Here is a 20,800-nt window from a genome sequence, read left to right as displayed (position 1 = left end):
GCACACAAAGGAGAATGGATATGACAGCTGCCGTTTATCTGCGCAAATCCCGGGCAGATGAAGGAGCCCCGGACGCACTGCACCGGCACCGGGAAACATTGCTGGCCTTTGCCCAGGAACATCAGATGGCTGTGGCAGAGATCTTTGAGGAGATCGTCTCCGGCGAATCCCTTTATCTCCGGCCCCAGATGCTGCGGCTGCTGGAAGGAGTGCAGGAAGGCCGGTTCGAGGCGGTGCTCTGCATGGATATCGACCGCCTGGGCCGTGGTGACATGGCCTCCCAGGGCATCATTCTGGACAGTTTCCGCAGTGCGGCCTGCAAAATCGTCACCCCTCGCCGCGTCTATGATCTGAGCAATGAGATGGACGAGACCTATTCGGAGTTCGAGGCTTTCATGGCCCGGCAGGAATACAAAATGATCGTACGGCGGATGCGCCGGGGAGTGATGGCGGCGGCCCGGGAAGGAGCCCATGTGACCGAGGTTCCCTTCGGCTATGTGAGAGCCTGGGAGGGAAAACGGCCCACCCTGGCCCTGCACCCGGAGGAAGCCTCCTGGGTGCAGACCGCCTTTTCCCTTTATACCGGCCAGGGGCAAGGATGCCAGAAGATCGCCGATCTGTTCAATGCCGCCCAGGTTCCGGCCAAGAAATCCGCCCAATGGAGCCGCACTTCCATCCGGAAGATGCTTCATAACCCGGTGTACACCGGCACCTGGCTGTATAACCGCAGCAAATGGCAGAAGCGGAAAAAACCGGAGGACAAAAACAAAAGCATCCCCCGTCCGCCGGAGGAATGGATCTGCATGGAAAACGCCTTTCCCGCCATCGTGTCCAAAGAGCAATTTCGGCTGACCCAGGAGCTTTTCCAAAGCCGGAGCCACAGCCCTTCCCACGCAGGCCGGCGGAAAAACCCCTTGGCCGGGCTGGTCTATTGCGGACTTTGCGGCGCAAAAATGCAGCGCCAGCACCAGGAGAGCAAAGGCATCGCCCCATGTCTCCGATGCCCCACCCGGGGCTGCTCCCCTTCGGTGCCTCTGGAGCAGGTGGAGCAGGCCGTCCTCCTGGCCCTCACCCACCACCTGGCCGGGCTGCAAACCGCCGGGGCCCTTGCTGAGCCAAAGGAGGGCGTTCTCATTGGCGCCGCAGAGAGCCTGGAAAAGGAGCTGGTGCGTCTGGAAAGCCAGAAAGCGCGGCTCCATGATTTTCTGGAGCGTGAGATCTACACCCCGGAGGTATTCGACCAGCGCCGCAGCATATTGGAGGCACGGGAGAAAGAGATCAAAGAGCAGCTGGGGCAGCTTTGTCAGCGGGAGGAAAAAAAGGAGGCCCCGTCTGGGGCCTCCGTGCTGGAGGGATATGCTGCTTTGGATGCAGAGCAAAAAAACCAGCTGCTGAAAACCCTGATCCGGCGCATCGACCTGATCCGTCCTTCCCCGGTATCCAGCCGCAGCTTTTCCATTTCCATCACCCTTCGGGGCTTTTAGGGCCAGAGGCTGGCTTCCGCCAACTGACGGGTGTAGGGGGATGCAGGGGCGTGTATCACCTGATCCGGTGTCCCCTCCTCCACCACCCGGCCCTCGTGCATCACCAGCACCCGGTGACAGAAGGACTGCACCAAGGCCAGGTCGTGGCAGATGAACAGCAGGGAAAGCCCTTTTTCCTCCCGCAGCCTAGATAGAAGCTCCAGAAGGCGCTTTTGCACCGTCATATCCAAAGCGCTGGCGGCTTCATCGCAGATCAGCACCTGGGGTTCCACTATCAGGGACCGGGCGATGGCGGCCCGCTGGCACTGTCCCCCACTGAGCTCGTGGGGATAGCGGTTTTCCCACGCCGGAGGCAGGCCGCATTGCTCCAGCAGGGAGCGCACCTGCTCCTGCCGCCTGTCCGGGGCGATCTTTTGGTTCCACAGGCTTTCGCCGATGCTGTAACCGATGGTTTTCCGCGGGTCAAAGGAATCCCGGGGGACTGAAAGACCATCTGCATCTGCTGGTAGGGGCAAAGGACAAAAAGGTGATGGCCAGCAAAATGGGGATCCGCTGCAAGATTCGCTTGAGGGCGTAAGTTCCCATGATTCCCTCTCAGGCCCTGGCCGTGATGGCGAAAATGGGGGTGGGATTGTAGAAGGCGTCCTCTTTGGGATAGAGGCGCTGCCAGACCCCTTGATCCACGGCGATCTGGTGGAATCCGGCCCGCTGCAAAAGCTCCACATCCCACTGGGGCCGGGGGCGCTGTTGGGGACGCAGTTTGCGTTTCATTTCTTCATACTGCCCCCAGAGCTGGGAACTGATGTTTTCGTGGGCATGGTGGGACGGCAGCTCTTTCTGCTCTTCCCGGCAGTAATCGGCGTCAAAATTGATGAGCACCCCTTGGGGCTTGAGCAGGCTGTACCACTGGGCGTAGGCCTGCTCCAGATGGGGCAGCGTCCAGGTCAGGTTCCGGCTGACGATGGCATCAAAGGAGCCGGGAGCAAAAGCGGGTTTTTCCCCGTCCATCACCTGAAAATCTGCGGCCAGGCCCAGACTGCTTGCCGTTTGCCGGGCCTCGTCGATCATCTCTGGGGTCAGATCGATGCCGGTGACCTGGTGGCCGCGGGCGGCCAGCAGAATGGCAAAAAAGCCGGTTCCTGTGCCGATGTCCAGAATGCGCAGCTTTTCCTTCTTTGGCAAGTATCGCTCCAATTCCGCAAGCCAAAGATGGCTTTTTTCGCCGGATAGCTCCTTTTGCCGCAGAGCAGAAAAGTCCGGGGCCCGCTGGGTCCAATAGTCAATCATCATCTCTTTGATCTGTTCCATCTTATGTTCCTTCCTTTTTTGCGTTTGTACATAAAAAACGCCGTGTGTGCCAGAAAACCGGCGCACACAGCGGACTTCGGTCCGTATTTTGAGGGCCTGGGGAGTGTTTTCAAAAACGGGAGATTTTCTCCCAGCGGAAGATGCTTCTGCATCTCTGTTTCCGTCCTAGTATACCAGAGAAAAGCCGGTTTCGGAAGCCCCCGGGGGATGCCTTGACAAATTTTCTCGGTTTTCATACAATGGTTTTAACAGCTTCGCGGAGGAACGACCATGTGCAAAGAAACCCAGACCCACGATTCACAAGAGGCCCTGGAAGAGGGACAGCAGCCCCCCTTTTCACCGGCATGAACACACCCACACCAAAGAGGTGCTCAATCGCTTGACCAAGGCCATCGGACATTTGCAGGCGGTGAAAAACATGGTGGAGCGGGGTGAGGACTGTTCCCAGGTGCCCATCCAGCTGGCCGCCGTCCGTTCGGCCCTGGGCAGCACCGGCAAGATCATTCTGAAAGACCATATTGAACACTGCCTGGTGGATGCCATCGAGACCGGTGACAAGGAAACGGTGCAGCAACTGAACCGGGCCATCGACCAATTCATAAAATAAGCAAAACCGCTGATTTTCAGTTGGTATATAGTTGATTGCATTGCCATGTAAAATACATGGTTATAGCGAACTGGAAGGAGGGTATCGCCTATGTTATCTGTCCCATGTCCCCATTGCGGCAGCCCGGTGAGGGTGCGGGGAAAGCGTTGGGAGTGTCCCTGGTGCGGTGATTTCGGGGATGTGTCTTCCCTCTCCCCGGCTGGTAAAGCGGCGTTACAGAACGCGCTGCACATCTCCCTGAAGCTGACGGTGCAGCCCCCGGAGGAGCCCCGCTCCTTTTCCCGGCGGGAGCTTGTGCAGATGGTGGCCCGGTGGGATTTTTCCGAAAACCCCCTGGCCTGCCGAGATCTGCTCCTGTTGGATTTCCCAGAGGTTTGCGATCACTGGAGCCCGGAAGAGCTGGAAGAGATGGACACCATGGATCTGCTGGTGGAGACCGGCGAATTTGCTCCCGAGACCGCCCTGAAGATGGTCAAGCTGCTGCTAGACATAGCGGAAGATCACTTGCAGGAAGAAGAAGCCGCCCGGCAGTTTTTGGGCTGGGATATGGAGGATGTGCTGCAAAATGACCGGGTGCTTCCTCTGGTGGTAGAGCAGCTGGAATGGGACGACCGGTTTGGCCGGCAGCTGTTTCAAAGCGCCTATGTGGGCCGGGTGCAGGAAGTCATCCTCCAGACCTGCGGAGAAATGGGCAAAGGAGAACTGCAGCAAAAGCTGTTGGATCTGTTGGAACAAAACCCCTTCCCCCATGATCCCATTTCCTTGGAGTAACTGGATTTGATAGTGAATTCGAAAAACAAGCAGGAGGTCATTGATTATGCGCAAGAATTTTGAAGCCAAGCCCTGGACCTATCCCCAGCCGGTATTCATCCTGGCCAGCTACGATGAAAACGGCGCCCCCGATGCCATGAATGCAGCCTGGGGCGGCATCAGCGGCGGCACAGAGCTGACCATGTGCATCGGCGCACGACACAAGACCACCGCCAACATTCTGGCCCGGAAGGCCTTCACCGTCAGCATGGCCACGGCAGAGCAGATGGTGGCCTGCGACTATGTGGGCATCGTCTCCGGCAACGACACGGCGGACAAGATGGAAAAGGCCGGTTGGCACACCACCAAGGCAGAGCATGTGGACGCCCCTCTCATCGATGAGCTGCCCATGGCTTTGGAGTGCCGTTTGGTGAGCTATGACCCGGAAAACGGCCATATGGTGGGCCAGATCGTCAACATCAGCGTGGATGAGGATGTGCTGGACGGCGAAGGGAAAATCGACCCGGAGAAGCTCCAGCCCATCACCTTTGATCCGGTGCACAACACCTATCGCAAGCTGGGCGAAGTGGTAGGCCAGGCCTTCCAGGATGGGGCCAAGCTGAAATAACCCTTTTGAAAAGACAGAAACCGGGCCGGAGAGCTGCTGAAAAAGCAAAGCTCTCCGGCCCTTTTGGTTTGATCTCTGAAATTCCAGACTGTCGAAAAACCTATATAACGAAGAGAAATTGTTTGTCCTACACTGAATCAATTTGCAAAAAACGGCGACCTGTGCATCGGTTTTTGCACCTCTCAAGGGCGGGGCGCCCCCGCAGGCAAACATTCTTTGCCCGGGCGTATACAACCTACCGGAGCAAAGAAAAATGAGAGAGGCGGCTCGCCGCCAGACCCTTTGTTCCCCGCAGTCAAAAGGCCGCTCATTCATCCTGCCATCTTCCTTCCCGGCGGAGAAGCTGCCGGTCTTTCTTTCGCTGATAGGTCTTTTTGCCGGGCACGATGCGGGTCACCGGGCACAGGCCCTGCCAGTCTCCCCGCTGTCTTTCCCAGAATTCCCGCTGCTTTTTCTTGCTTTGCTTTTTCAGTGGAACCATTCCCTGCATGGCGGCCTCTCTCCTTTCTTGTGACAGTTTCGTGACATTTTCCCCCGATGGGTTGCATGAGGGCAAAAAATGAATTATAGTAGATACCTTCCCATGGACAAGAGCTATTTTGCAGAACGGAGGGGATACCTTATGGCTCAGATCCGGTTTCCGGTGATCGATCCGGTGGCCACCGGCGCAAACATCACCCGGCTGCGGCAGGAGCGGGGATTGACCGTCCACGATCTTCAGCGGTTTTTCGGCTTTGATGCGCCCCAGGCCATTTACAAATGGCAAAAGGGACAAAGCCTGCCCAGCATCGACAACCTCTATGCCCTCAGCGCATTGTTTCAAGTCTCCATGAATGAGATTCTGGTCTCTTCTTCTCATATGATTTCCTTTGAGCAGCAGGATTTCCCCTGCTGCTCAAATCATTTTCCGGCTGTTTGGAGGGCGCAGGAGATATGGCAAAGCTTCCCGGCCGCGTAGGCCCTTATCCGCCCTGGGGACTTTGTTTTCCTGGCCAAAGGGCCGCGGGAAACCAAGCCGCTGGGCGACTTTCTCTTGAAAATAACATTCGAGGAAGCGTAGAAGCAAAAATGGGATAAGCGGAATAGGGAAAAGCGTATTTGCAGCCATGGAATGGACGGAGAACAAAGGGAAGAACGATCCTAGATTCCTCTTTGTTTGCTTTATGATCTATTGATCAAAACAGCTGCTTTTTGCATGATGCGCAGCGTTATAGTTCATCTGCGCCTGAACCGGCCTTCCCGGTCGTGTTGGTTTTGCCATACCTCCTGTGCCCTCCATCCGGGCACAGGTTTTTATTATCAATCGGCGTTTTTTTCCATGTAGTCGGTGAAAATGGTGTCAAAGCTGTCATTGAGATCAAAGGGCGGCGCATAGTCCACCTCTGTGTTCACCAGGCATTTGTCCATTTCCATGGAAAGGGCGTCGGCCTGCTTGCCGAACCGGGCTCCCAGAGCACGGATCTTGTTCCGGTCGAAATCAATGGTGGTGACCTGTCTGGCATCGCAGAGATACATCACCTGATTGCCTTCGCCGTTGAACCGATAGCCGCACCCGCCGTCGGGGATGATCTTTTCGCTGCTGCGGAGGGAAGCCATATTCCGAAAAACACGGCTCAGGGTCTGCCGCTGCCGGTTCAGCCCCACTTCGCTGTCCAGATCCAAAGGCAGCTTGCCCTTAGCTTCACGGATGGCCTGGCTGAGTGTTTCCCGCTCTTTCATCAGAAACAGGAGGAACTGGGCCAGTTGGTTTGCGCATCCGGCGTATTCGCTGGGGGCCTCTTCTTCCACTACCCCATCCTGGGCTTCTTTCATCACCCGGCTGCGCAGATGGGTGGTTTTGATCTTGAGAATGTTCCGGGGCTCTTCCAGGATGTCGATGGCCTCGTTCATCACCAGCTGGAGTTTGTTTTGGGTGCGGAATGCATCTTTGAGATTCATATGTTCGCCATCCTTTCTCGTTCTTTTGTGATCCTGGCTTTATCATACCGCCCCGGGCCTTGTTTGTCATTGAACTGCTGGTTGATATGTACAATGGGGAACCCGGCCTTTTCAAATTCTTTGACCATCGTTGCACCGCAACGAGTACAGGTTCCTCACATGAAGCCCATAATGATGGCGTCCACTCCGGCTTCCTTCAGATAGGGGATCATCTCCTGGGCCATGCGCTGGGCTTCGGCTTCGGTGGTGCCGGTGCCGGCGGTGCTGTAAAAATAGGGATGCAGTTTGCCGATGACGCCCTGCTTTTCATATTCCCGCATGGCATCGATGGGCATGATCACATTGGGATCGGCATTGGCCGCCGCCGGGTCGAAACCTGCGTGGATGGTTTTGAACTGGCCGCTTTCCAGCCGCTCCATGCCGGAGATATCGTACCGGCCCCATGTGATGCTGAAAAAGGTGTGTTCCGACCGGAAAGAAGCAGAGCTGTATCTTTGATTCCTTTTCCCCCTCCCCTTTTCTATAAAACGGGTCTTGCCATGATAAGGAATGTCTGCAGGATCTGCGGGTTTATCCTACCCGTTGTTCCCAGGCCATTCTGGATCAGGCCACCAGCGTCAAGGTGAAGGGCGCCGAGCTGCTTTGGTCCTATGTGGATGTGGAGCCCATCGCCTTCAACAAGGGCTTCTACACCGTGGATGTGAAGTATTTTTACAAGATCACCGCCGAGGCCTACTGCGGACTCAGCCGTCCCAAGGAGATCTGCGGCCTGGCCACCTACGACAAGCGCACCGTGCTCTTTGGCAGCGAGGGCAGCGTACGTATTTTCAGCTCCCAGTATATGCCCAAGGAGAGCGATCTGCAGAACTTCGAAAAGACCAATCTGCCCACCGGCGTGGTGGAAGTGGTGGACCCTGTGGCTCTGGGGATCAAGGTCACCGAAAGCTGCGGCTGCGGCGACTGCGGTCTGAATGACATCCCCGATTGCATCTGCCGGTGCTTCGAGGACGACATCGTCATCTGCGACGAGGGCAAAAAGCTCTTTGTCACCCTGGGCCAGTTCAGCATCATCAAGCTGGAGCGGGATATCCAGCTGCTCATGCCCGCCTATGACATCTGTATGCCGGAAAAGGATTGCTCCGGCAGCGGCGGCAGCGACGATCCCTGCGATCTGTTCCAGAAATTCAAATTCCCCGTGGATGAGTTCTTCCCCCCGAAATATTCCGATTATATCAAGGAAAACGGCGGCAACTGCCAGAATGGCAGCTGTAAGACCGGCAAACGCTGCTAAGGCTTCCCGTTTGGGACGCAAAGGCCCCCGGCCATACGGCCGGGGGCCTTTTCTTTATCAATAGCCGATCTTCCGGTCGATCACATGATGCATGGGCTGGCCCACAGCAAAGAGGGGCAGATTCTCGAGGAATTGAGACAGAATGGTGTCGGTGGTGTAGTCCAAAGAGTCGTTGCCCGACACATGAGGCGTCAGGATCACATTGCCCATGTCCCACAGGGGATTTTCCGGGGGCAGAGGTTCGGGAGAGGCCACATCCAAAGCGGCGCCGCCCAGCAGGCCCTTTTGCAGCATCTGGATCAGAGCATCCTGATCCAGGGCGGTGCCCCGGCCAATGTTGAGAAGCAGGGCATCCTTTTTCATTTGGCCCAGGCGCTGAGCTGTCATGATCTGCTGGGTCTCATGGGTGCCGGGCAGGCACAGAGCCACCACATCGGCCCCCTGGATGGCCTGATCCAGATCCTTTGTCAGGTAAAGCTCGTCCACATAATCCGGCTTCTCGCTGGGGGTGCGCTTGACGCCCCGCACAGTGGCTCCCATGGCCTTGCAGCGCTTGGCAAAGCTGCCGCCGATGTTGCCGATGCCCACCACGGTGACGGTGCTGCCATAGAGCGAGCGGATCTTGCCCAGGTACTTCCACCGGTGCTGCCGCTGGCCCTCTTCGTATTCCCGCATCCGGCGCATGAGCATCAGGGTGCAGGTGATCAGGTGTTCGGCGATGGCCACGCCATAGGCCCCGCTGGAGTTGGTGAGGATCACATCGGGATCGGGATAGAGCTCATCGGCCACATAGTTATCCACCCCGGCGGAGGCGGTGGCCAGCCAGCGGAGCTTGGAGGCGCTTTTCAAAAGCTGGGGCGGGATGCTGCCGAAAAGGATCTGGCAATCGGCCACATCTTCCGGGCCGAACTTCCCTTTTTCAAAGATTTTCAGAGTATAGTCCTGCTTTTCCACGCCCTGGCGCAGCCGTTCTTCCCGCTGAGCGGTCAGATCGGCCACACAGGCCCCCACAATGATTTTTTCCATGTTATTCACCGTTCCTTTTTCGAATTTTCTTTTCCTGGCGAAGCACCAGCACGATATGATTCAAATGTCCCCCCAGGATCAGAATGATCCCGGTCATATAGAACCAAAGCATCAGGATCATCACGGCGCCCAACGAACCATAGAGCACCGAGTAATTGGCCAGATTGGATACATAGTACGAGAAGAAATAGGAGATGGCCGACCAGACGGCCACAAAGAACAGTCCGCCGGGGGCGGCCTGGAAAAACCGCAGCCATTTGGCCGGGGCGATTTTATAAAACAGGGTGATGATACAGAACAGATACGCCGGCATGGCGGTAAAACGCAGCCAGTTCCAGATGCGCACCAGGAAAAACGGGATGGGCAGCACCCGGGCCGCCAGGGCCAGCAGATTTTCGCTGATGAGCACCAGGCCCAGCAGCAGATACATGGACAGCAGCACCACCACGGTGACGATCACCGAAAAGAAAAAGTTCAGCTTCCCTTTCCGCGGCTGGCGATAGGCCACGCCGATGGACAGCATCAGGGAATTGACCGCCCGGGAAGTGAAATAAACGGTGAGCACCGAGCCGGCATACATCAGTGTGCCCGGCTGGAGATTGGTGATATAGCCGATGTATTCGGTGATGAGGGAAACGATCTGTTCCGGCAGCAGAAGGGACAGGTTCTCCATGATCTCCTCCACCGACAGGTGAAAGGAGCTGACCAGCACATTGCTGAAAATCACCAGGGGGAACAGTGTGAAGAGCATATAATAGGCCAGCTCCGCCGAAGAGCGGGCCACATGATCTTTGAAGTACCGTTCCACCAGCTGGCTGGCCACATACCGGAGATCCCGGGCCACCTCCAGCAGCTTACCACCGATTTTCGTGAACAAGGCCATGCAGGCTCCTCTCCGGCTGCGGGGGCTGCACCGAAGGCACGCCCAGGGCGATGCCGCAGAAGGGCTTGATGTGCTCCGGCAGACCAAACAAAGCGGCGATCTGTTCTTCCCGCTCCGACTGGGGCGGAATGCCCAGCCAGCAGCCGCCAAGCCCCATGGCCTGGGCGGCCAGCAGGATATTTTCGGTGCAGGCGGCGCAGTCCTGCTGGTAGAAATGAGGTCCGGGCTGTTTCTGGGTATCGCCGCAGACCAAAATCATCACAGGCGCCTGGAAAAGCATTTTGGAGTAAGGATGCACCGTTTGAAAGCGCTCCATCATTTCTCTGTCCCGGCAGACGATAAAGTGCCAGGGCTGTTTGTTCATGGCCGAAGGGGCCATGATGCCGGCTTCCAATAGTTTTTCCACCTGCTCCTGGGTCACAGGGTCCGAGGTGAACTGCCTCACGCTTCTTCGATTCCGAATGGTTTCCAACATGATAAAACCTCCCACAGGCCCATGGGCCTGGATTATTGCGAAAAGATCCCGGGGCTTCTCCCCTTTTGCAGCATCGTTTTGATGATGCACTTCAGGAACTGAATGTTATTATACCATAGCGGCAAGTCCATGCAGACTTGCACGCCGCCAATGCGGTGTAAAATCGGCTTTGCCGATTTTGGCTATGGTGTAACATCAACAGCAGTCGTTTTGTGAGCAAAACGACTGAATACACAGTATCCTGCCGCACATGTGCGGCAACTGTTGATATTATACCACAAGGAGAGCTTTCTGGCAAAGGCGGGACAAGTTTCCATAGATCCTATTATATCTCTTTCCCCGCAGCAAAAAAAGGCGAAAAAACACCCACAAAAAGTGGCTTTCGTCACTTTTTGTGGGTGTATGTGTTATCCGATTTGCGGATGTTCCTCAGGGGCAGCTGGTGCCTCTTTCACAGGCGGCTGAATTTTTTCCAGACTAACGGTGGCCTTGAACAGGTCGCCGTCCACTGTGATGGTAAAGACTCCACCCTGGAGTTCCACCAGGTTTTTGGCGATGGCCAGCCCCAAACCATTGCCTTCGCTGTGGCGGGAAGCATCTCCCCGCTTGAACCGCTCCATCAGCTCGGAGGGGTCCACATTCAGCTCATAGGCGGAAATGTTCTTGACGGTAAAGGCGGCCTTGCCCTCCTGCTCACCCACATCCAGATAGACGCGGGAGGAAGGCATGGCGTATTTGAACACATTGGACAACAGGTTTTCCACCACACGCCATAGCAGTTTGCCGTCGGCCTTGACCCATACGCCCTGGGCCGGAAGATGAATGCGGAAATCCAGCCCCGACTGCTCCATCTTGTCACTCAGCTCGCCCATGCCCTGACGGATCAGGCTGCACAGTTCCACCGGCGCCAGATCCACCTGGATGTTGCCGCTGGCCGCTTTGGATACCTCGAAGAGATCATCGGTGAGCATTTTCAGCCGCTGGGCTTTCTGGCCGATGACCTGGCAATAGCGGGAGGCGTTGGGGCTCTCCAGCCCTTCCTTCTGCAAAAGATCGGCGTAGGTGATAATGCTGGTGAGAGGGGTGCGGATGTCATGGGACACATTGGTGATCAGTTCCGATTTCATCCGCTCGCTTTTCAGCTCGCTTTCCACGGCGTTGTGCAGGCCGTCGGCGATGGAGTTCACATCGTCGGCCAGACCGGCGAAGAATTGCTCATCCCCCAGGTCGATCTGATGGGTCAGGTCTCCCTGGCGCACCAGGCTCACCCCTTCCCGCACCTTCTGGAAGGCCGAGGCCATTTTGCCCACGAACAGCACGGCGGCGATGATCAAAGCGATGCTCAGCGGAAAGACGATGGCCAGAAGCAGGCAGAAAGAACCATACAGGCCGGTGAACAGCATCGCCTGCTTGACGGTGAGTTCCTGCCGGGACAGCTCACGGAAGGCCCGGGCCGCCTTGCGAAAAGGGGCCGCCAGCAGCTGGAAGAAGTGGCACAAAAGGCAGCTTTTCCAGAAAGTGCGGGCTTTGAAGCGGCGGCCAAAGGAGAGCAGAATGGCGGTAATCACCAAAAATACGGCCCAGGAACAAAGGGCCAGAAGGTCCGGCTCCTGATACTGCCAGGAAAGCAGGATGGAAAAAACATACCCTGTCACCGCCAGGCCCCCCAGGGCCAGCAGGACTTCGGTAAAGACACGATCGATAAAATACAGCCGGATCTCATCTCCTTTTCGTTTTCGTCCGCAGGTACGCAGCAGGTATCCCAGCAAAAACAGCGTGATGAGGAAGGCTCCGCCGATCTGGGAGAGATACTGGATGGTCATCTCCCGATTGGCCGTCACCTGCTCCTGCATCTGCAAGGGGTAATCATCGGTAAACCAGATGTAAGCGGTATCTTCTTCGTCATAGGACAGCAGGGACTCCCGAAGCTGAGTCGACAGCCAGCCATAGCTGTTCTGGGTGTTGAAAGCGCCGCCCGATTGATAGGAGAAATATTCATCATAAATATCTCCCTCCACGCGGCTTTCCCCCATCTGGATCTGCACTTCGCCCTTTTTCATCACCAGGAAGATCTCCGCCTGCTGAGCCTGCACGGCCTCTTCTTCCGATGCATTGGCGAAAGTCTTTTCCCCATGGCGGATATAATAGCGCAAAGCGGGCTGGGTTTGCAGGCTGCGCATCTGCCAGCGGTAATCGGACAGCTGAATGCGGATGAGCTCCTGAGGAATCTGCTGGATCTGCTGCTGGTTTTCCGATTCGAACCGGGCCAGAGGCTCCGGGGCCTCAGGGCCTTCCCGGCGCATGATGAACTTCCCGTCCTCGCTGCGGGAAAGGGCAAAAGTACTCTGGTCGATCAGTTCGTTCAGGGCATCCTGCCAATAGGTTCCGTCCGGCGTGGTCAGTTCATAGGCCGTTTCCGCGCCTTCCGTATCGTAATTGTAGGAATAGTTGTAAAATGCCTCGGACACCAGCTGATAATAGGCAATGCGCAGATCGGACTGGGTGAGGAATTTGCCCGCTTGGATGGACTCCTCCCCTTCATACTTGGTGGCCACATGCAAAGCGGCGTCCTCCAGCAAAAGGGTGTCCCGGAACACAGCAGAATCGTTTTCATAGCTTTCGGCCAGCGTGGGCATAAAGCTGCCTGCGCTGGCTTTCCCCGCCAGGTCGAAGATCTGACAGGCTCCCCTGGAAAAGCACGCCGCCGCCAACACAAGGGCCACGGCCTTCAGATACCAGGGATGACTAAATTCTCTCGATTTTGTATCCAATTCCCCATACCACCTTCAGATATTTCGGCTCTTTGGGATTGATCTCGATCTTTTCCCGAATGCGCCGTACATGTACCGCAATGGTGTTTTCCGGGCTGTAAGCCGGCTCGTTCCACACCTGCTCATAAATCTGCTCGATGGAAAAGACCCGGCCGGCGTTTTTGGTGAGGAGCAAAAGAATTTTGTACTCCACTGGCGTCATGCGCACCGGCTCGCCGTCCACCGTCACCTCCTTGCGCTCGTCGTCCACCACCAGCTCTCCGGTTTGAAACACATGCTCGCTGCTTTGGGCGCTGCCCAGTTTGGTATAGCGCCGCAGCTGGGATTTCACCCGGGCGATCAGCTCCAAAGGATTGAAGGGCTTTGTCACATAATCGTCGGCGCCGATGTTGAGACCCATGATCTTGTCGGTGTCCTCGCTTTTGGCCGACAGCATGATCACTGGAATGTTCCGGCTTTCCCGGATCTTCAAGGTGGCCCGGATACCGTCCATCTTGGGCATCATCACATCCATAATGATCAGATGGATGGTCTCCCTGTCCAGCACCTCCAGGGCCTCCTGGCCGTCATAGGCTTTGAAGATCTCATAACCTTCGTTTTTCAGATAGATCTCAATGGCTTCCACAATTTCCTGCTGATCGTCGCAGACTAAGATGTTCATCCCCACTTCCCTTTTCCTCCTTTGCGGTACACCTGTATGGTATCAGATGGTTCTTTCTATGGGTTTTATAAAACTCTTTCAAAATTCTTAATTCTTCCAAATGGCAAAACAAGCGGCCGTCGGGCCGCTTGAGAGTGTCAAAAAAGTGGCTTTTGCGCCATCACATATGTTTTTTTGCAGCTTATAAGAGCTGGTTGTTCCGGTTTAAAGCACCTTTATCTGAAGGCTCTTCATCACCAGGAAAGCTGCCTGCTGGGCTTCTTCCGTGATGGCCGCCACACAGGTGGAATCCACCGTAACCTGGGTTTCGGGCAGGGCCGCTTTGCACAAAACGGCGTTGGAGATGACACAGATATCGGTGACAACGCCGCACAGCTCGATCTCCTCATATTCCTTGCCTTCCAGCCACTTTGCCAGGGCCATGCTGCCGAAAGCAGGCTTTTCAAACCGGGGGCAGGAGGCGAGCAAACCGGCGGCTTTGCCGTAAAGCTGATGCCCTTCACTTCCTTTGATGCAGTGTGGAATGGGCAGGTTCTTCCCTTCCTGGGTCCCAAGGTAATCTTCCCCGTGGGTGTCCAGAGTGCAGATGATGTCCTGGCCCTCTGCCTGATAGGAGCTTATCTTCTCACACAGGGCTTCTTCGATCTCTTTGGCCGCGGGAAAGCCCAGGGCCCCGTCCACAAAATCCTTCTGATAGTCCACCACGATCAAGAGCTTTTTCATGCTGCCACCTCAGTCCAGTTTCTGAAATTCCAGAGTGTATCCATTGGGATCGGAAAGGAAAAAGGAATACACCGGGAAGCGGGCATGGTGCTGGGGAGCGCCCTTCACCTGGCAGGCCGGGTTGTCCTTGATGCGCTGGTACACTTCATCCACCTGCTCCCGGCTCTCACAGTTGAAGGAGATGCACACGCCGGTGGCCATGGGCCGACCGTCCCCATATTCCACAAAGCCCAGATAGCCATAGCCGGTGTCCAGGATCAGGTTTCCCTCTTTTTCCTGATGAATGGTCAGTCCCGGCACATTGGTATAATAGTCCCGGGTTTCCTGCTGATCGTGACAGGGGAAAAAGACAACGCTGGATTCCATCCACTTTTTCATGCTTTCACATCCTCCTTTTTTCTGGATCGACACCCCCATTATAGCAAGATTCCCCCGGCTCCACAAGGAGAGCCGGGGGAATTTACAGGCTTTAGATGGACTTTTCCACAAAGCGGGTGAGCATGGCGGCCACCTGGGCCGCGGCGCTCTCTCCGTTGGGATTGAGTTTTCCCTGCTTCATCTCCACGGTGCGGCTCCTATGCCAACAATGGGGGCACCGTGACCACCAACGATGGCTCGGAGGAAAATCCCGGGGCTATGGGCGGCGGCCAGGGTGGTATGGGCGGCAAAATGGGCGGCGGCTGTCAAAACAGCACCACGCCCCCCTCTTCCACCGCACCTTGACAAGAAAAGAAAAATTTGGCACACTAATGGAAACTCGGTCAAAGGGAGCGATGCTTTGTGGGAAAGATTTATGTGACAAGCGATATTCACGGCCATTATCAAAAATACAAGAAAATTTTTGATGCTCTGCCTCTCCGGGAGGAAGACACCCTGTTTGTACTGGGAGATGTGGTGGACCGGGGGCCTGAGCCTATGCATATCCTGCTGGATATGATGGAGCGGCCCAATGTGTTCTCCTTGCTGGGCAATCACGAGATGATGGCCCTGACCTGTCTGAAATTGCTGTGCCGGGAGATCACCGAAGATGCTTTGGAGCATCTGGCGCCGGAGGAGCTGCAAGGGCTGCTGGATTGGCTGGCCGACGGTGGCCGGGCCACTTTGGATGACTTCACCGCCCTCTCTCCAGAGCAGCGTCAGGCGGTGATGGAGTATTTCGAAGAATTCTCTCTGTATGAAGAACTTACCGTGGAGGGAAAGGAATATCTGCTGGTCCATGCGGGGCTGGGGAATTTTTCCCCGGAGAAAGAGCTGACGGAATACGCTCTGGAAGATCTGCTTCTGGACCGGCCGGACTATGACAAGGTCTATTTTCCCGGAAAATACCTGGTCACCGGCCACACCCCCACCCGGCTCATCCCCCAGAACCAGGGGAAAGACCGGATCTATCAAGGAAACCACCACATTGCCATAGACTGCGGCTGTGCCTATGATGGCCCGCTGGGGGTCTTTTGCCTCAATGACGGCCGGGAATGGTATTTATAACAAACAAAAAGCAGGGCGACTGCCCTGCTTTTTGAGGGAATGAGCAGATAGGCATAGGGCATGGCGTCCACCCGGCCCAGAACAACTTCCTGGGGAATGGAGGCAAAGGATTCATAAGTGGTCTTGTTCACCTTGTCGTCCGGGTCCAGGGCGGCCACATATAGGTTCTGAGCCATCTATCGGGCCGTTCGACATGGAAAAAATGTCTTGTGGCAGGTAACAAAAGAGCGGCCCGAAGGCCGCTCTCATTGGGTTTACTAAAACTTTTGCTCCATTTTCCAGAAGGCCGGGTGGTGCTGCTGCATCCACTCTTCCCCGTTTTGCTTGAGTATGCTTTCGTAATAGGCCTTCCAGGCATCAAAATAGTCCTGTCCGGTTTCGGCCGCCGTTTTGATGGCGCTTTCCGGGGCCAGCTCATCCAGAAGCTGACGCAGCAGCTGACCGCGCAGCCCGGTCTGGCCCCCTTTCAGAAAGGCGTCAAACACATAGTCCAGAGTGGAATCGCCCAGATAGAGCAGCTGATTCCATTCATCGGGATGGGCCGCGATATGATCCCCCGGTGCGGAAGATGCCGCCGGTGAGGACTCCACCTTTTCCAGCAATGCCGGGATCAGTCGGGCGGGGTTGACTCCGCCCCGGCTGATTGCCTGGGCATAGCAGTCCTGCATCTGCATGAGCACATAGTCCTGGGTATTCAGGGCGCTCTGTGCCAGATTTTCCGGAAAGTGCTCCTGGATGTCGGACAGATAAAAACTGCCGTCCCGGGGTGTCCAGTAATCGGTGAGCACATAGCCCTCCTCTCCCTCCTTAAAAGTGAGGATGGCCGGGATATGGCTTCCTTCCTGGGATTCCAGACTCTGTCCGCTGCGGGCGAAGGCCTGGTACATGGCAATGCCATAGAGAACCAGACCGCCATCCTGGGGTGGGTCGCTGTCCACAAGGAATGTATCCCGGCCCAGCTCCACAAAGCTGCCGCAGCGGACCAGGCTGTCCCCTTTTTCTCCCGGGCTGTTTTGCTCCACAATGGCCTGGGAAACGGCATCGGCCAAGGGTTCCCCTTCCTCCATCTCCTGACGGGTGAAGCGGGCCAGCTCCTGTTCCGGCGATTTGCTCCAAAAGGCGATGACCCCCAGATCGCCGATGCGGTCAAAGGCCTGCATAGCGCAGCTTCGGAATGCTTCCCGGCTCCCCTGGCCCTGTCCTTTGAGATAGACCGTCAGGCCGTAGGGCTTCTTTGTGGTTTGCAGCTGAACGGAAGCGTAGGAAATCCCTTCCGGATAGGACAGGCTCTGGGCCACGGCCACGGTTTTGGGGGCGTCGCCGATGTAAACGGTGGAGATCTCCCCTGCTTCCGTGGGTGTTTTCGGCTCCGGCCGGTCGGTGAGCAGGCACACCCCGGTGATCAGGCCTGCGGCCAAAGCCAGCAGAATCAGCCAGAACTGGGGCTTTTTGTAGTTCATCACCCGGCGCACCCGTTCTTTGACCCCCACTTCCCCGAAAGCCAACGGCCCGGTGAAGGAGTGCCGCCCCAGGCTGCACTGGAGCAAGGCCCAGGAATAAGCCTGCCGCTCTTCTTTTTCCATGTCCTTCACCGCTTTTTCGTCACAGGCGGTCTCCATATCCCGGCAGAACAGGATGTAGGCCAGCCACAAAAGAGGCTGGAACCAATAGACCGAAAGCAGCAGAAAAGCCTTGGGCTTGAGCCAGTGATCCCTCCGGCGGATATGGGCATTTTCATGGGCCAGCACATATTTCTGGCAGTCTTCGTCCAGATGATAGGGCAGATAAATGGTGGGACGGAACAGCCCCATTACAAAGGGAGACGACACCCACTGACTGCCTTTGATCCCCTTCCCCAGTAAGGTGGCGTCGGCCAGCCTTTGCCGCAGGGCCAGGAGCGAACCCAGCGCATACAGCAGCATGAGCCCAAAGCCCAGCACCCACACCCGGGAAAATACCATGCCCCAGTCCAGGCCTTGGGATGCCTGGATCCCAGGTGCTGCGGAATCGGGATCCGCGCCCTCTGTCAAAAGGGTGCCCGGCAGAGTCTCTTCCCCGGCGCTTGGGGAAAATGTTTCTTCCAAAGATGGCGTCTCCGGCGCAAGGCTCAGCGGGCTTTGGATGGAAACCGGGCACAAAAGACGCAGGGCTACCAGGCCCCACAACAGGCAAAAGACCCAACGCGGTCCTTTGCGGAACAGCAGGCGGAGAAATACCACGGCCAGCACCATAAAGCTGGCGGCGATGCTTCGGTTCAGCAAGGCGAAAAACAGTTTTTCCATAACGCCCTCCTTTATTTTTCGATGATCCGGCGGATCTCTTCCTCTTCTTCCTGGGAAAGGGCCTGCCGCCGGGCAAAGGCGGCCAGGAAGGCGGGCAGCGATCCCTCAAAGGTTTTTTCCATCATCTCTTCCATCTGACTGAGCTGCACCTCTTCTTTGCTCACCAGAGCGGTGACGGTGGCGTTTTCGTTCTTCACCACACCCCGATCGCTCAGCCGTTTGATGACGGTATAGGTGGTAGTGCGGCTCCAGCCCAGCTCCTCCTTGCAGAGTTTGGCCAGTTTGGTGCTGTTGATGGGCTCATTCCGCCACAGGATCAGGCAGAACCGGTATTCGCTTTCAAATACCTTGGGAGCGGACATAAAGGCTCCTCCTTTTTTGCATGGATTTGTCTAATGCATTAGACTTTAGAGAAAGTCTAACCCATTAGACGCATTTTGTCAAGAGATATAAAGAAAAAATGACGGGGCCCGGTGAGAGCCCCGTCATTTTTTCCGCTGAACACTATGCAGCCGGCATATTTTATATTTTAATGCTGTTTTGCACGGTTTCAGTCCCGAAAGTCGAATAACTGTTTTGGTTCGATAAGCAGAAGCGGCAATACTCTCTGTATCCCTCCTTTCTGAGAAGATAAATTCGTTTGTCAGCCCTTATCGGCAGCAAGAGCCTGGTCGACGAGCTTTTGCAGCGTCTCCGCCTGCTTCTTTTCCGTGATGGCGCCTACGATGGGGTCACCCACGATATTGCCGTTGCGGTCGACCACATAGGTGGTGGGGTAGGCAAAAATGTTTGTAGTAAACTTTCCCGCCTCGCCGTCGGAATCAAAATACACATTCTGGTAGGTGGCGCCCTTCTTGGCCAGTACATCTTTTGCTTCGGAAATTGCCGCTTTATCGCCATCCAATGTGAAGGTGTTGACACCGATGAGTGCGCCGCCCTTTTTCGCAAGCTCCTTGTTCAGTGCGTCCAGCTCGGAAAGCTCGCCCACGCAGGGCTTGCAGGTGGTGAACCAGAAATTCATCACGGTGACAGCGTTGGCGGAGAACAGCTCGTCGCTCTTCACCGTGTTGCCATCCAGGTCCTTGCCCTCAAAGGCGGGGAATTTCTGCATGCTGCCGTCGTCAGGCGGCGTGCTCGTGTCGCTGCCCGCGGGCATGTTCATATCGCCGTCCATGGATTTCTGCATGATCTCGGGGTACTTGTTTTCCAGCTCGGTCAGCTTGTTCTCGATATTGCTGATCTCCGTGGCCGACTCCTTCAGCCACTCATATTCCTTGTCGGTGAACTGGTCTTTGGCACCCTCGATGGTATTCAGCAGGAAGTCGCCGTAGTTTTTGCCGTCCTCCTGCATGGTCATGCCCTTATCGGCCGCCATGAACACCTTCTCCCAGAGTTCGGAATTTTCCGACAGGAGCGCATTTTCCCGCTCCAGCAGCTTTTTGTGCAAGGCAAGCGCCTCCTCGGCATTTTTCGCTTCGCCGGTCATGGCAGAGTCATTGCTGCTCATATCCGCTTTTTTTCCGTTGTCCTTTGTGCCGCACGCCGCCAAAGACAGCATCAGCAGGGCCGCCAGCAGCAGCGCAGTAAACTTTTGAAACTTCATTTTGATTCCTCCGTATTTATTTTTGTTGTAGTTTCTTTCCCATCGCCAAAGCCGCAGCGGAAGCGCACGGCGTTTGTGGGACAGGCGCGTATGCACATCCCGCAGCGGATGCATTCGGGGTGGTTTGGAGTCTTCGTCACATCCACATCCATCTTGCAGGCTTTGGCGCACTTCCCGCAGGAGACGCACTTGTTTTTATCCACCTTCATCTGAAACAGGGATACCCGGTTGAATAGCGCATAGAATGCGCCCAACGGGCACAGCCACTTGCAGAAGGGACGGTAGAACAGCACGCTCAGTACGATCACCGCCAGCAGAATGCCGAATTTCCATGTAAACAGGCTGCCCAACGCCGCCCGGATGCCGGAATTGGCAAGGGAGAGCGGGATAGCCCCCTCCAGCACGCCCTGGGGGCAGAGGTACTTGCAGAAGAAGGGATCTCCCATGCCCACATCGTTCACAAGGAACGCCGGCAGCAGGAATACCATCCCCAGCAAAACGGCATATTTCAGATACCGCAGGGGCTTGAGCTTCTTTGTGGAGAATTTCTTTGTCGGGATCTTATGCAGCAGCTCCTGAAACCAGCCGAAGGGACAGAGAAAGCCGCAGATAAAGCGGCCCAGCATCACGCCCAGCAGAATGAGAAAGCCTGTGATATAATAGGAAAAGCTGAACTTCGATGACCCCACCACTGCCTGAAACGCCCCGATGGGGCAGGCTCCGGAGGCCGCCGGGCAGGAGTAGCAGTTCAGCCCCGGCACGCAGACGGTCTTTCCCGCGCCCTGATACAGTCCGCCCTTGAGAAAATTCGGCAGATGCAGGTTGGTCAGCAGCGTCGCTCCCGCCTGGATGCAGCCCCGGAAGCGGGACATGGTCTGTGAAACA

General features: G+C 56.2%; 24 protein-coding genes and 1 pseudogene. 8 read left to right on the top strand and 17 right to left on the bottom strand.

Annotation, left to right across the window (positions count from 1 at the left end; genetic code table 11):
• Nucleotides 1-20: 20 nt before the first annotated feature.
• The gene (locus KQI26_RS05130; protein ID WP_216503495.1) at nt 21-1,484 is read left to right on the top strand and encodes a recombinase family protein; all 1,464 of its coding nucleotides are present in this window, start codon (nt 21-23) and stop codon (nt 1,482-1,484) included.
• Here KQI26_RS05130 and KQI26_RS05125 read toward each other — a convergent pair.
• Together KQI26_RS05125 and KQI26_RS05120 are read right to left on the bottom strand one after the other, a co-directional pair.
• On the bottom strand, nt 1,481-1,999 hold the full coding sequence (locus KQI26_RS05125) for an ATP-binding cassette domain-containing protein (RefSeq protein WP_253292683.1): 519 nt from the start codon (nt 1,997-1,999) through the stop codon (nt 1,481-1,483). The genes KQI26_RS05130 and KQI26_RS05125 overlap by 4 nt on opposite strands.
• A 79-nt stretch (nt 2,000-2,078) precedes the next feature.
• Complete coding sequence (locus KQI26_RS05120; protein ID WP_216503493.1) at nt 2,079-2,792, bottom strand: class I SAM-dependent methyltransferase; 714 nt, start codon at nt 2,790-2,792, stop codon at nt 2,079-2,081.
• A 295-nt stretch (nt 2,793-3,087) separates the two neighbouring features.
• Here KQI26_RS05120 and KQI26_RS05115 point away from each other — a divergent pair, with 295 nt between their 5' ends.
• From KQI26_RS05115 to KQI26_RS05105, 3 genes are all read left to right on the top strand, one after another.
• Entirely contained in the window at nt 3,088-3,399 is a 312-nt protein-coding gene (locus tag KQI26_RS05115; RefSeq protein ID WP_216503544.1) for a metal-sensing transcriptional repressor, read from the top strand.
• A gap of 90 nt (nt 3,400-3,489) precedes the next feature.
• Nucleotides 3,490-4,170, top strand: coding sequence for a hypothetical protein (locus KQI26_RS05110; RefSeq protein ID WP_216503491.1), 681 nt, complete (start codon nt 3,490-3,492; stop codon nt 4,168-4,170).
• A gap of 46 nt (nt 4,171-4,216) precedes the next feature.
• Nucleotides 4,217-4,777: a flavin reductase family protein gene (locus KQI26_RS05105; protein ID WP_216503490.1), complete on the top strand. Its 561-nt coding sequence runs from the start codon at nt 4,217-4,219 to the stop codon at nt 4,775-4,777.
• Nucleotides 4,778-5,084: 307 nt separating this feature from the next.
• Here KQI26_RS05105 and KQI26_RS05100 read toward each other — a convergent pair whose 3' ends face one another.
• Nucleotides 5,085-5,267: a hypothetical protein gene (locus KQI26_RS05100; RefSeq protein WP_118746751.1), complete on the bottom strand. Its 183-nt coding sequence runs from the start codon at nt 5,265-5,267 to the stop codon at nt 5,085-5,087.
• A 69-nt stretch (nt 5,268-5,336) separates the two neighbouring features.
• Here KQI26_RS05100 and KQI26_RS15695 point away from each other — a divergent pair, with 69 nt between their 5' ends.
• Nucleotides 5,337-5,735: a helix-turn-helix domain-containing protein gene (locus KQI26_RS15695; protein WP_371744087.1), complete on the top strand. Its 399-nt coding sequence runs from the start codon at nt 5,337-5,339 to the stop codon at nt 5,733-5,735.
• Between the two features lie 341 nt (nt 5,736-6,076).
• On the opposite strand, the gene KQI26_RS05090 is transcribed toward KQI26_RS15695, so the two are convergent.
• Together KQI26_RS05090 and KQI26_RS05085 are read right to left on the bottom strand one after the other, a co-directional pair.
• Nucleotides 6,077-6,715 carry a hypothetical protein gene (locus KQI26_RS05090; RefSeq protein WP_216503488.1) on the bottom strand — a complete coding sequence of 213 codons (639 nt, stop codon included), beginning with the start codon at nt 6,713-6,715 and terminating at the stop codon, nt 6,077-6,079.
• A gap of 83 nt (nt 6,716-6,798) precedes the next feature.
• Nucleotides 6,799-7,158, bottom strand: a pseudogene (locus KQI26_RS05085) (glycine/betaine/sarcosine/D-proline family reductase selenoprotein B); the annotation flags it as partial.
• A gap of 179 nt (nt 7,159-7,337) precedes the next feature.
• Here KQI26_RS05085 and KQI26_RS05080 point away from each other — a divergent pair.
• Nucleotides 7,338-8,006, top strand: a complete 669-nt coding sequence (locus KQI26_RS05080) for a hypothetical protein (RefSeq protein WP_118746746.1) — start codon at nt 7,338-7,340, stop codon at nt 8,004-8,006.
• Between the two features lie 57 nt (nt 8,007-8,063).
• On the opposite strand, the gene KQI26_RS05075 is transcribed toward KQI26_RS05080, so the two are convergent.
• From KQI26_RS05075 to KQI26_RS05045, 7 genes are all read right to left on the bottom strand, one after another.
• Nucleotides 8,064-9,032, bottom strand: a complete 969-nt coding sequence (locus tag KQI26_RS05075) for a D-2-hydroxyacid dehydrogenase (RefSeq protein ID WP_216503485.1) — start codon at nt 9,030-9,032, stop codon at nt 8,064-8,066.
• Between the two features lies 1 nt (nt 9,033).
• Complete coding sequence (locus KQI26_RS05070; RefSeq protein ID WP_216503484.1) at nt 9,034-9,915, bottom strand: YihY/virulence factor BrkB family protein; 882 nt, start codon at nt 9,913-9,915, stop codon at nt 9,034-9,036.
• Nucleotides 9,887-10,390: a nitroreductase family protein gene (locus tag KQI26_RS05065; RefSeq protein ID WP_216503483.1), complete on the bottom strand. Its 504-nt coding sequence runs from the start codon at nt 10,388-10,390 to the stop codon at nt 9,887-9,889. Before KQI26_RS05065 ends, KQI26_RS05070 begins: the two co-directional genes overlap by 29 nt.
• A 407-nt stretch (nt 10,391-10,797) precedes the next feature.
• On the bottom strand, nt 10,798-13,161 hold the full coding sequence (locus tag KQI26_RS05060) for a sensor histidine kinase (RefSeq protein ID WP_216503481.1): 2,364 nt from the start codon (nt 13,159-13,161) through the stop codon (nt 10,798-10,800).
• On the bottom strand, nt 13,136-13,822 hold the full coding sequence (locus tag KQI26_RS05055) for a response regulator transcription factor (RefSeq protein WP_216503541.1): 687 nt from the start codon (nt 13,820-13,822) through the stop codon (nt 13,136-13,138). The genes KQI26_RS05060 and KQI26_RS05055 overlap by 26 nt, the downstream gene beginning before the upstream one ends.
• A 204-nt stretch (nt 13,823-14,026) precedes the next feature.
• Complete coding sequence (locus KQI26_RS05050) at nt 14,027-14,545, bottom strand: cysteine hydrolase family protein (RefSeq protein WP_216503479.1); 519 nt, start codon at nt 14,543-14,545, stop codon at nt 14,027-14,029.
• A gap of 9 nt (nt 14,546-14,554) precedes the next feature.
• Entirely contained in the window at nt 14,555-14,923 is a 369-nt protein-coding gene (locus tag KQI26_RS05045) for a VOC family protein (protein WP_216503478.1), read from the bottom strand.
• A 219-nt stretch (nt 14,924-15,142) separates the two neighbouring features.
• Here KQI26_RS05045 and KQI26_RS15495 point away from each other — a divergent pair, with 219 nt between their 5' ends.
• Complete coding sequence (locus KQI26_RS15495) at nt 15,143-15,268, top strand: hypothetical protein (protein ID WP_256447851.1); 126 nt, start codon at nt 15,143-15,145, stop codon at nt 15,266-15,268.
• A gap of 57 nt (nt 15,269-15,325) precedes the next feature.
• The gene (locus KQI26_RS05040; RefSeq protein ID WP_216503477.1) at nt 15,326-16,030 is read left to right on the top strand and encodes a metallophosphoesterase; all 705 of its coding nucleotides are present in this window, start codon (nt 15,326-15,328) and stop codon (nt 16,028-16,030) included.
• Here KQI26_RS05040 and KQI26_RS05035 read toward each other — a convergent pair.
• The 5 genes from KQI26_RS05035 to KQI26_RS05015 form a co-directional block, all read right to left on the bottom strand.
• A complete protein-coding gene (locus KQI26_RS05035) occupies nt 15,973-16,206 on the bottom strand; it encodes a hypothetical protein (RefSeq protein ID WP_216503475.1) in 234 nt (77 codons plus the stop codon). The two genes, KQI26_RS05040 and KQI26_RS05035, sit on opposite strands and share 58 nt — an antisense overlap.
• 81 nt (nt 16,207-16,287) lie before the next feature.
• Nucleotides 16,288-18,312, bottom strand: coding sequence for a M56 family metallopeptidase (locus tag KQI26_RS05030; RefSeq protein WP_216503473.1), 2,025 nt, complete (start codon nt 18,310-18,312; stop codon nt 16,288-16,290).
• An 11-nt stretch (nt 18,313-18,323) separates the two neighbouring features.
• Nucleotides 18,324-18,674: a BlaI/MecI/CopY family transcriptional regulator gene (locus KQI26_RS05025; RefSeq protein WP_118426090.1), complete on the bottom strand. Its 351-nt coding sequence runs from the start codon at nt 18,672-18,674 to the stop codon at nt 18,324-18,326.
• Nucleotides 18,675-18,955: 281 nt separating this feature from the next.
• The gene (locus tag KQI26_RS05020) at nt 18,956-19,915 is read right to left on the bottom strand and encodes a TlpA disulfide reductase family protein (protein WP_216503471.1); all 960 of its coding nucleotides are present in this window, start codon (nt 19,913-19,915) and stop codon (nt 18,956-18,958) included.
• Entirely contained in the window at nt 19,912-20,787 is an 876-nt protein-coding gene (locus KQI26_RS05015) for a 4Fe-4S binding protein (protein ID WP_216503539.1), read from the bottom strand. Before KQI26_RS05015 ends, KQI26_RS05020 begins: the two co-directional genes overlap by 4 nt.
• Between the last annotated feature and the right edge of the window lie 13 nt (nt 20,788-20,800).

This window comes from Intestinimonas sp. MSJ-38 (assembly GCF_018917925.1).
GTDB lineage: Bacteria > Bacillota > Clostridia > Oscillospirales > Butyricicoccaceae > Pseudobutyricicoccus.
This window is presented reverse-complemented; position numbering and strand designations above follow the sequence as displayed.

Coding starts and splice junctions, on each gene's coding strand:
- KQI26_RS05020 (WP_216503471.1), bottom strand. CDS start 19,915: ATGAAGTTTCAAAAGTTTACTGCGCTGCTGCTGGCGGCCCTGCTGATG.
- KQI26_RS05050 (WP_216503479.1), bottom strand. CDS start 14,545: ATGAAAAAGCTCTTGATCGTGGTGGACTATCAGAAGGATTTTGTGGAC.
- KQI26_RS05030 (WP_216503473.1), bottom strand. CDS start 18,312: ATGGAAAAACTGTTTTTCGCCTTGCTGAACCGAAGCATCGCCGCCAGC.
- KQI26_RS05075 (WP_216503485.1), bottom strand. CDS start 9,032: ATGGAAAAAATCATTGTGGGGGCCTGTGTGGCCGATCTGACCGCTCAG.
- KQI26_RS05015 (WP_216503539.1), bottom strand. CDS start 20,787: ATGTCCCGCTTCCGGGGCTGCATCCAGGCGGGAGCGACGCTGCTGACC.
- KQI26_RS15695 (WP_371744087.1), top strand. CDS start 5,337: ATGAATTATAGTAGATACCTTCCCATGGACAAGAGCTATTTTGCAGAA.
- KQI26_RS05045 (WP_216503478.1), bottom strand. CDS start 14,923: ATGAAAAAGTGGATGGAATCCAGCGTTGTCTTTTTCCCCTGTCACGAT.
- KQI26_RS05035 (WP_216503475.1), bottom strand. CDS start 16,206: ATGGCTCAGAACCTATATGTGGCCGCCCTGGACCCGGACGACAAGGTG.
- KQI26_RS05025 (WP_118426090.1), bottom strand. CDS start 18,674: ATGTCCGCTCCCAAGGTATTTGAAAGCGAATACCGGTTCTGCCTGATC.
- KQI26_RS05090 (WP_216503488.1), bottom strand. CDS start 6,715: ATGAATCTCAAAGATGCATTCCGCACCCAAAACAAACTCCAGCTGGTG.
- KQI26_RS05100 (WP_118746751.1), bottom strand. CDS start 5,267: ATGCAGGGAATGGTTCCACTGAAAAAGCAAAGCAAGAAAAAGCAGCGG.
- KQI26_RS05105 (WP_216503490.1), top strand. CDS start 4,217: ATGCGCAAGAATTTTGAAGCCAAGCCCTGGACCTATCCCCAGCCGGTA.
- KQI26_RS05130 (WP_216503495.1), top strand. CDS start 21: ATGACAGCTGCCGTTTATCTGCGCAAATCCCGGGCAGATGAAGGAGCC.
- KQI26_RS05070 (WP_216503484.1), bottom strand. CDS start 9,915: ATGGCCTTGTTCACGAAAATCGGTGGTAAGCTGCTGGAGGTGGCCCGG.
- KQI26_RS05065 (WP_216503483.1), bottom strand. CDS start 10,390: ATGTTGGAAACCATTCGGAATCGAAGAAGCGTGAGGCAGTTCACCTCG.
- KQI26_RS05055 (WP_216503541.1), bottom strand. CDS start 13,822: ATGAACATCTTAGTCTGCGACGATCAGCAGGAAATTGTGGAAGCCATT.
- KQI26_RS05120 (WP_216503493.1), bottom strand. CDS start 2,792: ATGGAACAGATCAAAGAGATGATGATTGACTATTGGACCCAGCGGGCC.
- KQI26_RS05110 (WP_216503491.1), top strand. CDS start 3,490: ATGTTATCTGTCCCATGTCCCCATTGCGGCAGCCCGGTGAGGGTGCGG.